The 13,506-nt window shown below is 34.9% G+C and carries 10 protein-coding genes; 6 read left to right on the top strand and 4 right to left on the bottom strand.

Annotation, left to right across the window (positions count from 1 at the left end; all coding sequences use genetic code 11):
• Window positions 1–207 precede the first annotated feature (207 nt).
• A complete protein-coding gene (locus tag AC1D0Y_RS27495) occupies window positions 208–1,233 on the bottom strand; it encodes a LacI family DNA-binding transcriptional regulator (protein WP_275037687.1) in 1,026 nt (341 codons plus the stop codon).
• Between the two features lie 404 nt (window positions 1,234–1,637).
• Window positions 1,638–2,762, bottom strand: coding sequence for an ROK family transcriptional regulator (locus AC1D0Y_RS27490; RefSeq protein WP_477708225.1), 1,125 nt, complete (start codon window positions 2,760–2,762; stop codon window positions 1,638–1,640).
• A 229-nt stretch (window positions 2,763–2,991) separates the two neighbouring features.
• On the opposite strand from AC1D0Y_RS27490, the gene AC1D0Y_RS27485 reads away from it, so the two are divergent.
• The 6 genes from AC1D0Y_RS27485 to AC1D0Y_RS27460 all read left to right on the top strand — a co-directional run bounded on the left by AC1D0Y_RS27485 (window position 2,992) and on the right by AC1D0Y_RS27460 (window position 11,260).
• Window positions 2,992–3,768, top strand: coding sequence for an SDR family oxidoreductase (locus AC1D0Y_RS27485; RefSeq protein ID WP_237894449.1), 777 nt, complete (start codon window positions 2,992–2,994; stop codon window positions 3,766–3,768).
• Between the two features lie 41 nt (window positions 3,769–3,809).
• Window positions 3,810–5,372: an FGGY-family carbohydrate kinase gene (locus AC1D0Y_RS27480; RefSeq protein ID WP_477708224.1), complete on the top strand. Its 1,563-nt coding sequence runs from the start codon at window positions 3,810–3,812 to the stop codon at window positions 5,370–5,372.
• An 18-nt stretch (window positions 5,373–5,390) separates the two neighbouring features.
• A complete protein-coding gene (locus tag AC1D0Y_RS27475; protein ID WP_477708223.1) occupies window positions 5,391–6,737 on the top strand; it encodes an MFS transporter in 1,347 nt (448 codons plus the stop codon).
• Window positions 6,738–7,495: 758 nt separating this feature from the next.
• Window positions 7,496–9,397, top strand: coding sequence for a PTS mannitol transporter subunit IICBA (locus AC1D0Y_RS27470; RefSeq protein ID WP_477708222.1), 1,902 nt, complete (start codon window positions 7,496–7,498; stop codon window positions 9,395–9,397).
• 164 nt (window positions 9,398–9,561) lie between these two features.
• Window positions 9,562–10,704 (top strand): mannitol-1-phosphate 5-dehydrogenase, encoded by a 1,143-nt coding sequence (locus AC1D0Y_RS27465; RefSeq protein WP_477708221.1) that lies wholly within the window; start codon window positions 9,562–9,564, stop codon window positions 10,702–10,704.
• Between the two features lie 181 nt (window positions 10,705–10,885).
• On the top strand, window positions 10,886–11,260 hold the full coding sequence (locus AC1D0Y_RS27460; RefSeq protein ID WP_477708220.1) for an HNH endonuclease: 375 nt from the start codon (window positions 10,886–10,888) through the stop codon (window positions 11,258–11,260).
• A gap of 84 nt (window positions 11,261–11,344) precedes the next feature.
• Here AC1D0Y_RS27460 and AC1D0Y_RS27455 read toward each other — a convergent pair whose 3' ends face one another.
• Window positions 11,345–12,256 carry an Rpn family recombination-promoting nuclease/putative transposase gene (locus tag AC1D0Y_RS27455; protein WP_477708219.1) on the bottom strand — a complete coding sequence of 304 codons (912 nt, stop codon included), beginning with the start codon at window positions 12,254–12,256 and terminating at the stop codon, window positions 11,345–11,347.
• Between the two features lie 658 nt (window positions 12,257–12,914).
• Window positions 12,915–13,506 (bottom strand): IS6 family transposase (locus AC1D0Y_RS27450; RefSeq protein ID WP_477708218.1); only part of this gene is annotated, 592 nt, incomplete at its 5' end.

Genomic DNA, 13,506 nt, shown 5'->3' with positions numbered 1-13,506 from the left:
ATAAGCAAGCTGTTAAATATTAAGACGCATTAAAGACGCGCCTCTATAACAAACGTTATAGAGGCGCGTCCATCAAATATGTGAATAAGTTTTTGGAAACCGATTTTTAGCTTTTAAATCAAGATTGTGTTTTTTACTTCATAGTATCTGGGGTATTAAATTAATTTAATACCTTTAACTTTCTTAAATCGTTGCCCTAAGATTGATTTAATAAAGATTATCAATCTTATTTCTTTTATATCCACAGCTTTCGCGAACTACTAAAGATGGGGTAAGTATGATTTGTCTAGCCCGAGTTTCATCTTTTTCTTTGATCATTTCTAATAGAAACTCCATGGATAGTTTACCCATGTCATATGTAGAATGGTCAATACTGGATAAAGGAACAAGAAAATTTTCAGAAAAGGAATTGTTATCGTTTCCAATAACCGAAATGTCCTCCGGAACACGAATACCAGAATCTCTTAGCCCCTTTATCACTCCGAAAGCTATTATGTCACTTGCAGTACAAATGGCCTCTGGTAATACTTCCACTTGCTCAATCATCTTTTTCACATTGGTATATCCTGATTCTAAAGAATATTCTCCATCATAGATAAGCATTGGATCAATATCTAATCCAGTTTGAGTCATGCAGCTTATAAATCCTGCTTTTCTTTCTCTGGCAGTATTGATATCCAGATCACCTCCGAAAAAAGCAATTCTTTTGTAACCTTGTCTTACTAAATGATTAACTGCTAGTTCAGAAGAGAGTGGATTATTAACTCCAACAAAATTTTTATCATAAAATGGGGGTTTTCTGTTGATTAAGACATATTTTAATCCTGTTTTTTCAACTTCATTTAAATCCTCTGAATTAGCAATATTGGCTAATAAGAGACCGTCAACCTGCTTTTCCAGCATTAGTTCTAAATAAGTCAAAATCTTTTTATTTCCATTTGATACATTACACAGAATTACATTGAAATTATTATTAAACGATACATCTTCGATACCTTCGATCAATGGGGGATAAAAGGGATTTGAAAGATTTGAAACTATAACACCAACCGTGTTGGTTCTCTTTTTTTTCAAGCTTCGTGCTACTGCATTTGGTTTATAATTTAATTCTTCAATTGCCTGCATCACTCTATTGGTAAGTCCCGGACTGACGTATGCTGATTGATTAATTACAGCCGACACGGTAGAAAGTGAAACATTAGCTTTTTTAGATATGTCCTTCATCGTAGCCATGTAAAAACCTCCAGGCGAAACGTTTCGATATCTCTAATCTATAATAAGTTGAGAGCGATTGCAATTTAATAGTATTATTTCCAATTTAAAATAGTTTTTTCACTATTTTTTGTGAAGCTTATCCTAGGTATGTATAATCTCTTCTTATTATCTCTATAGCATTACTGACTCTCATCGCTATAGAAAAAAACTCTAAGTGATTATGTTAAGTAGACAAATACAAAATTTTTCTACATTATTCCGTTGAATACGAAAATCCCTTGCCTCTAACAGCAAAGGATTCTTTTTTCGGGTTAAGAATATTTTATTATAAGCTTTAGCTTTAGTATTCATCTAGAGTCCAGTCACTAAAATGATAAGAAGTAAAGAGAACTATAATATTAACTTATAATTTGTCTACATAATTAAATTGTATTTAAAAAAGATTGAACGAATGGTATAGCAGCACCTATAGGAACGCCATTTTCAGGTGAACGGCTAATATGGATAAATGAATCATTATTTGGAAACGGGGTTTTATCATAAATTTTTTTATGAAGGAGTTCAATGTCTTTTTCTTTTAAGTAAGGAGATATATGTCCACCTAGAATAAACTCTCTGTTAATAACAAGATTAATATTATTGATTGAAAATGCTAAATCATCTAAAAATGAGTTCCACCTCTCTTGATAAGAAGCGTTCCCGGATCGTAACTCTTCAAAGAAAAATTCTAATGATTCATCTTCTTCTAGCAGGGCACTAACAGAACAAAATGTTTCCATACATCCTTTTTTCCCACAGTAACACGGGTCTCCATGAGGGTCGACGGTCATATGTTCTACCGTACCACTATGCCCTTCTCTTCCCATATAAATTTTATTATTTATAATAAGAGCCCCCCCAAGATGGGTACCAATTGACAAATAGATAATGTCTCCAATATCATTTCTAATCCACAGTTCTGTAGTAGCTGCACACTTTGCATCATGGAAAAACACACAAGGATAATCTAGGTGCTGTGAAAATACCTGAATATCTAAACCTGTACAGTTTAATATTTTTCCATATGTAATACTCTTCCCGTCAGTTGATGTTAAAGCTTGTACTGCAAACCCAATACCAAGAACTTGCTCTTTTTCCACATTAAGAGACGAGATAAAATCATCTACAGCATCGCTAACTTCTTTAAAATAACGATCTGTATTCGAATATTCGATTGATAGTTTCGTTTTTTTAAATGTAATACCAAGCAAATCGATTGCTAAAATGCAAACTGTCTTTTTTAGAATTTCAACACCAATGCTAATACGAGCCTGAGGGCATATTGCATAAGCAACTGCACGTCTACCAACAGAGGATTCAAACTGTCCACTCTTTTCAATTAATTTTTTCTTTTCCAAACGAACTAAATTTTGGGTTACGGTTGGTAAACTCAGATGAAGTTGGTTCGCAATTTCTTGTTTAGACAGTCTCTCGTTTTGATAAATAAGGTGGTAGATCGACGAGTAATTACTTTTCTTTATATCTTTAAATGTAATGTTATTATCCATGAAAAGAACCTCATTATATAAAATAATTTTATAAAATTTCTTGATTTAACTTCAAATAAAATATATCACAGAAGCTGACGCAATAACAACTTTCATAAAGTAAATAAAGGGTAAATTCACCTTTTTCTATTTCTTTATATTGACTCATACATAAAAAGACTATATTATATAAATTGATTTTATAAATACATTTTATAAAACTACTTTCTTGAAAGAGAGGAAATTGAATATGGGAATCATTGAAAAAATGAGATTGGATGAAAAGAAGATTTTTGTCACAGGTGGAGCAAGGGGTATTGGAAAGAGTGTTGCAATCGCTTTCGCAGAAGCAGGAGCCGATGTAGCGATTGTAGATCTGGATTTTGAAGCAGCTCAAAAAACCGCAACTGAGTTAAAAGAACACCATAAGGTTGAAACGATTGCTATTGAAGCCGATGTCACAAAACCAGAAGATGTAGATGGCATGATTGAAAAAATACTTAACGTTTTTGGTCGTATAGATGTTGCTTTCTGTAATGCTGGAATCTGTATGAATATACCTGCAGAAGAAATGACTTTTGATCAGTGGAAAAAGGTCATTGATATTAATCTAACCGGTGTGTTTTTAACAGCTCAAGCAGCTGGAAAAGTAATGTTAAAGCAAGGTGGCGGTTCTATTATTAATACGGCTTCTATGTCAGGCCATATTGTAAACGTGCCTCAGCCGCAGTGTTCCTATAACGCCTCTAAAGCAGGAGTTATTCAGTTGACAAAATCTCTGGCAGTAGAATGGGCTACAAGAAATGTACGTGTAAATTGTATTAGTCCAGGCTATATGGGTACGGAACTTACATTAAATTCTCCAAGTTTGCAGCCTTTAATCGAGCAATGGAATCAAATGGCACCTCTTAAGAGAATGGGAAGACCAGAAGAACTTCAATCTATATGTGTCTATCTTGCTGGAGATACTAGCAGCTTTACCACAGGAGCAGACTTTGTAGTAGATGGCGCCTTTACTTGTATTTAATAGATTAACAGATTCTGGTTTTCAAGATTGGAGGACTATATATGCATTATTTACTCGGTACAGATATCGGAACATCCGGTACCAAGACAGTTTTAATGGACACAGAAGGTAATCTAATTGCTCAAGATTTGCAGGAATATGATGTATTGACCCCAAAACCATTATGGGCTGAGCAATGGCCTGAGGTATGGCTTCATGCCGCAAAAACCTCTATTAAAAATACAGTGCAGAAATCAGGAATTGCTGCGGGGAAAATACAAGGACTTGCTATTAGTGGTTTGTACGGTGGTTCTGGTATTCCATTAGATGAAAATATGGAACCGGTGAGACCTTGTATGATTTGGATGGATCGTAGAGCAGAAGAAGAAACAAAATGGGTTTTAGATAACATTGGAGAAAAAAGACTTTTAGAGATTACTCACAATGGAGCTGACCCCTATTATGGTTATACCAAAATCTTATGGATGAAAAACCATGAACCAGAAAACTGGAAAAAAACAAAGCTATTTTTGCCCCCAAATGATTACGTTATTTATAAACTAACAGGAGAAATTGCGATTGATTATTCTTCTGCAGGAAATATCGGCGGTATTTTTGATATGAACAATAGAAGCTGGTCTAAAGAAATGATGGAAGAGATGGGTATTCCTCTGTCAATGATGCCGGAGAAGATTGTAGAATCAACAGACATTGTCGGTAATTTAACGAAAGAAGCTGCAGTTGAATTGGGGCTTTCCGAAGAAATGCCAGTGATAGCAAGTGGTATTGATTGTGGTGCTGCAAACATTGGACTTGGGGTATTTGAACCAGGTGTTTATGCAGCAGCGATCGGAACTTCAATGTGTGCAGCATTGGTTTCAGACAAACCAGTGAAAGGAAAAGATCTGATTGTTTGGCCATATCTATACGATGCAAAAAAGCTTTCTTATTATTTTGCTGGTGGTGCTACCGCAGGGGCGATTGTAAAATGGTTTCGTCAAACAATGTGCCAATTTGAAGTTGAAGTGGAAAAATCCGGAGGAAAGAATGCCTATGATGCGTTAAATGAACAAGCAGAAACCATTCCTGTTGGTAGTGAAGGTCTAATTGTACTTCCTTACTTTATGGGAGAAAGAAGTCCTGTTTGGGATTCAGATGCAAAAGGAACGATTGTGGGACTTTCATTAGCTCATACAAAAGCTCATATTTACCGTGCATTTTTGGAAGCGGTCGCATTTTCTTTACGAGATGCAATGGAAGCGACCGGGGAAAATCTGGGTGAGTCTATCCTGCTTGCCGGGGGAGTAACAAAATCAAAATTGTGGAGACAAATCTTTGCTGATGTCACGGGCTATCCAATTGTTTGTCCAATACATGATGTAGAGGCAAATATGGGAGATGTCATGCTAGCTGGAATTGGAACAGGGCTGTTATCTTATGAAGATGTGAAACAATGGCAAGTGTTAGATGAAAAAATCATGCCAAATAAGCAGAGTCATGAGAAGTATAATGACTATTACAAGGTTTACAAATCTATATACAATAACTTAAAAGATGATATGAAAACGCTGACAAGTCTTTCGATCGAAAATAATGCAGATCCTATACTACAAAAAACAATTTAAAATTGTGGGGTAATACACATGGAGAAATGGAAAAAAAGAATTGGATATGGTGTTGGCGATTTAGGGTGCAATTTGGTATTTAGCACAATGGCATCTTACCTTTTGTTCTTTTATACTGATGTTTTTGGAATAACAGCAGCAGTTGCCGGTACTTTAATGTTAGTAACAAAAATAATTGATGCTTTTGCAGATACTGGTATGGGATTATTGGTTGATAGGACACATACGAAATGGGGTCAAGGAAGACCCTATTTCCTGATAGGAGCTATTCCTTTTGCTATATTTACTGTACTGACCTTTATTGTTCCTGATTTCAATATGATGGGAAAAATCGTTTGGGCTTATGTCACTTATTGCTTATTAAACATTGCTTATACGGTGGTAAATATACCGTTGAATACAATTGTACCAAGGTTAACTTCAGATAACCATGAACGTAATTGGTTAGTATCTACTAGAATGATTTGTGCGTTGATTGGAACTGCTTTAGTAATGTCTATTACAACACCTCTAGTAGATTTCTTTGGACATGGAGATACACAAAAAGGTTTTTTAATTACAATGAGCATTTATGGCATTGCCTCGGTGTTAATATTTGTAATCACTTTTATGAGTACGAAAGAGGTTATTCCACCGTCAACTCAACCTGGAAAATCCTCTTTTAAACAAGATTTTAAAGGGCTGACAGACCAAGCATTTATTTTTTTCATTTTAAACTTTCTCTATTTCGCTCTTTTTGTTATAAGAAATACAACCGTAATATACTATTTCACTTATAATCTTGGCCACAAGGATTGGTTAACTTTTGTTGGTCTATTCGGAATTCTTTCAGGACTACCGATGTTAATTATTTTACCTTGGCTTCAAAAAAAGATGACGAAGAAAAATGTACTGCTCTTCAGTACGTCCATTTATATTGTTGGGGATTTATTAATATATTTCGGGAAGTCTTCTCCTCTTTTACTCATAGTAGGACTGGCGATAACTGGCCTCGGAATTTATGGTATCTTTGGTATCACATTTGCGATCCAACCAGATATTATTGATTATTCAGAATACAAGAACCATAGGAGTATTGCGGGTATGATTGCTGCTTTTCAAGGATTTTTTGTAAAAGTAAGCCTCGGATTAGGGAGTGCGTTCGTAGGGGTTATTCTAAAAATGGGTGGTTATGTTCCAAATGCTATACAAAGTTCCACAACTTTAAGCTATATTGAACTGGTTTTTATATGGGTACCCTTGGCTATTTGTTTACTTATCGGAATAACCATGTGGTTCTATAACCTCGATGCTAAACGTGCAGCCATGGATGTTGAACTGGAGCGTCGACGCTCATTAACTAACGAAAAAGTTATAAACTTTTAGTGAAACACATTCATTAAAGAGGAATCCAGATAAAGAGGGATAAAATGGCTTTGCAGAGGTGGAAATGCAACCTACATTAAATTCTACTAATTTAAAATAATAGAATTTTAACTAATGAAACAAAGGTTTATACAGAACGTAATCAGAATATTTCGCTTTACAAATTACGATTAAATAAATGAAAGCGTTTAAATGCTGTTTGATAGCTGTGCTAAAGACTTAAAAAGAGTTTTATATAAAAAGAAAGCATACGGTTAAAAAAGCTTTGCGATATCTTTCGCAAAGCTTTTTTAACCGTATGCTTCAACTTATTAATAGCCTTATTTCTTCTATACTAACTCTGTAAATTTTACGATATCCTCTAAAGACATTTCTTTTATATGTATGCCGCGAATCCATTAAATTTCCCCTTCTTCACGGTTACGAGCAAACTTAGCTTACTTATCAAGTAAATGTTCAGGAGCCAGTAATAATAAGAGCATAATTAAAAAACAATTGGAAGTTTAAGCGAGAATATAGCTAATAACTTCATTAGATTGAGTCAAAATAAAAATACCGTATATTAAAACCATCCTCCTTAAGCAGTAGAAAATCGATACTCCATACCAATTCTTTAAAAGCTTTGTCTTTATAAAATGCGCCAAAGTCAGTTGTTCTATTTATTGAATATATATTTTTTTTGTTTTAAAGTTTCAAAAGTAGTTGCTATATTATTTCATACTAAAAATCTAAATACAGCACAGAAAGGAAGATAGCATATGGCTCAGTCAAATATAAAAGTAGCAGTACAGAAGTTTGGAAACTTTTTAAGTTCAATGGTTATGCCAAACATAGGAGCATTTATTGCTTGGGGATTAATCACAGCTCTTTTTATCCCAACAGGCTTTTTTCCAAATGGAAATCTTGCGAAGTTAGTTGATCCAATGGTTACGTACTTGTTACCTTTATTAATAGGTTATACAGGCGGAAAATTAGTGCATGATCAACGAGGTGGAGTGGTAGGTGCCATCGCCACAATGGGCGTAATTGTTGGTTCTGATATCCCGATGTTCCTTGGAGCAATGGTCATGGGGCCACTCGGTGGTTATATTATTAAGAAATTTGATCAGTCAATAGAAGGCAAAGTTAAAACAGGGTTTGAAATGTTAATTAATAACTTTTCAGCAGGTATTTTAGGAGGTATTCTTGCCATTTTAGCGTTTTTAGGCGTTAGTCCTGCAGTAGATGCTTTTACTGGATGGCTTATTGTAGGTGTAGATTGGCTAGTTGCTCACCGTTTGCTTCCATTAACAAGTATTCTGATTGAACCAGCTAAAATTCTATTCTTAAACAACGCCATTAATCATGGTATTCTTTCACCAATTGGCGCGGAACAGATCAGAACGAGTGGTAAATCAATCTTGTTACTTCTTGAATCAAACCCTGGCCCTGGCTTCGGTATTCTACTTGCTTATAGTGTCTTTGGTAAAGGGACGGCCAAACAATCAGCTCCAGGTGCAGCAATTATCCAGTTTCTTGGAGGAATCCATGAAATTTATTTCCCTTATATTTTAATGCGTCCTCTGTTAATCATAGCTACAATCTTGGGTGGCATGAGTGGTGTTTTCACATTTGTTCTATTAGGTGGTGGACTACAAGCAGTTGCATCCCCAGGAAGTATTTTGGCTATTATAGCTGCTTCTCCATCAGGTGGATATCTTGCAAATATTGCGGGTGTACTTGTAGCAGCTGTTGTATCTTTCATTGTTTCCTCTCTAATCTTAAAAACTGGAAAACAAACAGAAGATCTACAGGAAGCATCACGTAAAATGCAAGAAATGAAAGGAAAGAAAAGTTCAGTTGCAGGAACACTTACTAATGAGCAAGGTGACCTTCCTAAATCTGTAAACAAAATCGTTTTTGCTTGTGATGCAGGAATGGGTTCAAGCGCAATGGGTGCTTCCTTACTCCGTAAAAAAGTAAAAGAAGCAGGATTAGATATTAATGTTACCAATACAGCAATTAGCAACATTCCAAACGATGCGCAAATTGTTATTACACAAGAAGAGTTAACACCAAGAGCCCAGCAAAAAATCCCAAGTGCTTATCATATATCTGTAGATAACTTCTTATCTAGCCCAGAGTATGAAAAGCTAATTAATAATCTTAAGAATGATAATAATGATGAAAAGTTAGAAGAGATAGTAGAAGAAGTAGAAGAACAATCTAGTGGACAAGAAACGACAGATGATGGGCTACTCCTTGAGGAAAATGTATTTTTAAATCAAGAGTTTGCTACTAAAGAAGAAGCCATTCGTTTTGCAGGAAGAGCTTTAGTAGATGCTGGATATGTTGAAGAAAGCTATATTGAAGCAATGATCGAACGTGATAATATGACATCAACCTATATGGGGAATGATGTTGCTATTCCTCATGGAACAGAGGAAGCGAAAAAGAATGTATTAAAATCAGGTTTTACCGTTATTCAAGTCCCATTAGGAGTAGACTTTGATGGACAAAAGGTTCGTTTAATCTTCGGTATTGCTGGAAAAGATGGTACACATCTTGAAATTCTATCAGGCATTGCTATCTCATGTTCCGATATGGAAAACATCGAGAAAATGGTAAAAGCCCAATCAGCTAGAGAGTTAATGGATATTATTGAAGGAAAGTCCAATTAAAAAATAAAAAGTTGACAGAAAGGCAGGAATCTAGCCTTTCTGTTATTGCCTTTTACAATTTTCATATTAAATATTTTGAGGTTATATAGTCATCAATTATAAACCCATACTATAAAAAATTAAGAAATTTTTGTTTTTAAATAAGTTAAAAAAGGAATGATCTTATGAAGCAAGCTATTCATTTTGGAGCCGGGAATATTGGAAGAGGATTTATCGGAGCGTTATTTTCTCAATCTAGATACCATGTGACGTTTGTAGATATTGCTGAGAATATCATTAATAAATTAAACGAAGAAAAAGGTTATAACGTAAAAACAGCTGCAGATGAACCTACAATTACATATATAAACAATGTATCAGGTTTAAACAACTTGACTCAAGAAGAAGAAGTTATTAATGTCATTAAAACCACAACTTATATTACAACAGCTATTGGCCCTAATATCCTACCTCGTATTGCGCCATTAATAGCAAAAGGTTTAGCAGCAAGAGTGAAAGAAAGCGATGAAGATGTATATGTTATCGCTTGCGAAAACCAGATATCAGCTACTGATTTATTAAAAGGGTATATCTTTGATAATCTTGATGAAGAAACAAAAGCATTACTGAATGGAAAAGTACATTTTTTTAACTCCGCAGTGGATCGAATTGTACCAATTCAGCATAATGAAAATCTGTTGGATGTTTTAGTAGAGCCTTATTATGAATGGATAGTTGAAGCATCTCAAAGCATACCTGACGTTGAAGGAATGAAGATTGTCCCTGATCTTGCTCCTTTTATTGAAAGAAAATTATTCACGGTAAATACAGGTCATGCAGTTATTGCTTATTTAGGTTATTTGAAGGGAAAAGAAACCATTCATCAGACATTAACAGATGAGGAAATTTATGAACAAGTGCAAAAAACTCTTCAGGAAACCGGTGCTTATTTAGTGAAGCAATACAAGTTAGATGAAGAAGAGCATCAAACTTATATTAATAAGATCACGGAACGTTTTAAAAATCCACACTTAAATGATTTAGTAACAAGAGTAGGTCGTTCCCCTATTCGGAAGTTGGGTCCTCAAGACAGACTTGTTCGTCCAGCAGTTGAGGCCCAAAAAGCCGGGTTACCTTATGCTCATCTTGCAAGAGCAATTGCAGCAGCCCTTCTTTTTGATACACAGGAAGACCAAGAAGCAAAAGAGTTACAAGGTATGATAAAAAATCATGGGGTAGAGTATGTATTAAAAGAGATTAGTCATTTACATCAAGATGATGCCCTTACTAAAGAGATTATCCATCAGTATGAATTGTTGAACCAATAGGAATCTGTTTATAGTTAAACAAGAATAAGCGCCACATATGTTCATTCATATGTGGCGCTTATTATGCAGCTAGAATTTTAGTGAATTAAGATTAAAAGCTGTCTAACTGATGGTTAGTGCAGATGTAAAATCTATAACCCTCTTAGTGAGTGAAACATATTGCTGTTTAGGAGTGAACCCATTGAGTAAGAGTAATGAAATGATAAGAGTTGCAAGTCAAAAAGGATACACCATTAATAAAGCTGGTGACATACTTAATCCAAAAGGCCAACTTGTAAAAGGATCAACTCGTAAATTTAAAGCTTCTCTATATAAAACGTTTGGAATTAATTACAGAGGAATGTCTAGACCGATACTAGTTCATCGGTTTGTAGCTTATAAAAAATTTGGCGAGGTTGCTTTGGAAGCTGAATGCATTAGACATTTGAATCAAAACTCTTTAGATAACAGACCGGATAACATTGATATAGGAACTTATAGAGATATCTATATATCGGTAAAAAAGGGTGTGGGTACAAAAAGATTAGATAACAAAACTCAGATGAATATTAACTAATAAATCTGTTGTAGAATGTGAAAGTATATAAACAAAAAAGATTACCTATTCGATGATAAGGTAATCTTTTTATTCTTTATTTTATTAGTGTCGGAGACTATTGATTTCTTCCTGTGACAAACCTGTAAGTTCACTTATCGTTTCAGTGTCTATCCCTTTATGAATCATGCTTAGAGCCATTGTTTTAATGGTTTCTTTTCTACCTTCTTCTCTCCCTCTCTTCTCCCCAATTTTCTCTCCTTCTATTTTCCCAAGGCTTTCAGCTCTTTTTAAAGCCGATTTTTCATCTAAAAGAGCTTTTCTTCGCGCCTCGTAGGCGAGTAGCACTTCTGGATCTTGGCTAACACGTTCCCACTCATCCATCGCTTTCTTTAATACTTGATCTTCTTGCATCGCAATCTCCTCCAATACCTGAGTGATTTCTTCATCCTCGGATGCTTCAAGTAATAATAACCATCGTACGAGTTGATCTTCTCGAGGATCTACCTCTCTGTTACGCCACTTAATTAATAACTTAGGTAGCTCCATAAAGTGAATTTCCAGCATATCGGTTAAGAGTAATTTTTGTTCTCGTTCATATAACTGAAAGGTAGAATGGTAATTAGTGATATGCGATAAATAACGGAAGTTAACAATGTTGATGGTAATCGTTTTACAAAGCTCTCCATAGTCCATCCCTTCTTTCATTTGGCTACTATACATTTTGGACCAGTAGTAGAGTGTTCGTTTTTCCATGTCATGTTTATTATTAAGCTGAATTTCAATGTTGACACGACTTCCACCTTCTAATTGCGCATGTACATCTAAAATTGAGCGTTTATCTTCTTGGTTTTCTTTATTAAAATGGGGATCTAATAACTGAACCGTTTGAATTTTTTTCTCGTCGGGAAAACGAAGCGCTGCATTTAAAAAGGCAGCTAGAATGGATTCATTTCCATGTGTGCCAAATAACGATTTAAAGGCAAAATCGACACGTAAATCTAATCGTTTCGTCATAATATCCTCCATCATCTCCATGTTTGTTATTAGTATACCATGACTGTATAGGTTCTTTCTATTTCACGCTTTATAACGTAATAAAGTGGCCATCAGGTATCTCTCTTCCTTCATTACTAATAATGATAAAAAATTAAAAGCTAAAAGCTCTTAAGTACTTGTGTTAAAATAACACATCAAAAAAAGTAATTCTCTTTTAGATAAAGTTACATAATTGATAAAATGTAGGTAAATGATCGTTTTAGTATTTTGCTTAAATTATAAAAGGCACTTGCTATATGCAAGTGCCTTTTGCTACGTTGATATTTCTAAACAGCTATTATAAAAATAGATGCTCTTAAAGAGGTGACAAGTTCATGTCGGAAAACAACGTCATCTCTTATTATAGACCAACTTTCTTTATCCTGATACTAAAGTACAATAGTAAAAACACTATTTAGATCACCTTAAGTCCAACTATAACAAAATAGATAGCCTTCGAGATAAGTCAGTGTTAATCATTAGAAACTTATAGAAAGGATTTTAGGGTTTATTTACCTTTAAAATGCTCTTTCTTTGCTCCTGTTTAACGCGTTTTAAGCGCAACTCTATTTTTGGTTCTGGTGCAAAGATTGCATTTACTTAAAAAAGGTATATAGTCCCTTATTGGTATTAAATCTTATGAAGCTATTCCAAATAGTTGGTGAATGAACCTGACTTCATTTTGGACAGATTTCACCTCTTGATAAACCTGTTTCTTTTTTATCATATGCATGATCTCTATTCCAGAAATAATGGCTTTTGCTGTACGAAACGATTTTAATCCTAACATAGAGCGAACACGTTTTTTAATAAACCGATGATCCTGTTCTACGATGTTATTCAGATATTTGACTTGCCTTAATTGGATGCCTACAGGCATCTTTTTTTGGTTCTTTAATTCTTCAATCGCCATAGGATAGGCTGGGTTCTTGTCTACTGTAATCACACGGGGCTTGGAAACATGAAAAGACCGCAAAGCTTTCTTGAAAAAGCGCTTTGCAGCCTTCGTGTCTCTTGTTTTGCTTAAATAAAAATCAATCGTATTTCCTTCAGAATCAACGGCACGGTAGAGGTACATCCACTTTCCTTTCACTTTCACATAGGTCTCATCCACTCGCCAAGAATCATTTGTTGTCTTAAGGTGACGTCGTACGCGTTCATCTAATTCTGGTCCATATTGATGAACCCACCGCATAATGGTTGTGTGGGCAATAGATAGACCTCGTTCT

The sequence above is a fragment of the Priestia sp. P1_B12_1 genome (assembly GCF_056406695.1).
Note: the sequence above shows the minus strand (reverse complement) of the source record. Positions and strands in the feature narration are given on the sequence as shown.

Excerpts from the sequence above, each read along its gene's own strand:
- AC1D0Y_RS27495 (WP_275037687.1), bottom strand. The coding sequence starts at position 1,233 with ATGGCTACGATGAAGGACATATCTAAAAAAGCTAATGTTTCACTTTCT.
- AC1D0Y_RS27490 (WP_477708225.1), bottom strand. The coding sequence starts at position 2,762 with ATGGATAATAACATTACATTTAAAGATATAAAGAAAAGTAATTACTCG.
- AC1D0Y_RS27485 (WP_237894449.1), top strand. The coding sequence starts at position 2,992 with ATGGGAATCATTGAAAAAATGAGATTGGATGAAAAGAAGATTTTTGTC.
- AC1D0Y_RS27480 (WP_477708224.1), top strand. The coding sequence starts at position 3,810 with ATGCATTATTTACTCGGTACAGATATCGGAACATCCGGTACCAAGACA.
- AC1D0Y_RS27475 (WP_477708223.1), top strand. The coding sequence starts at position 5,391 with ATGGAGAAATGGAAAAAAAGAATTGGATATGGTGTTGGCGATTTAGGG.
- AC1D0Y_RS27470 (WP_477708222.1), top strand. The coding sequence starts at position 7,496 with ATGGCTCAGTCAAATATAAAAGTAGCAGTACAGAAGTTTGGAAACTTT.
- AC1D0Y_RS27465 (WP_477708221.1), top strand. The coding sequence starts at position 9,562 with ATGAAGCAAGCTATTCATTTTGGAGCCGGGAATATTGGAAGAGGATTT.
- AC1D0Y_RS27455 (WP_477708219.1), bottom strand. The coding sequence starts at position 12,256 with ATGACGAAACGATTAGATTTACGTGTCGATTTTGCCTTTAAATCGTTA.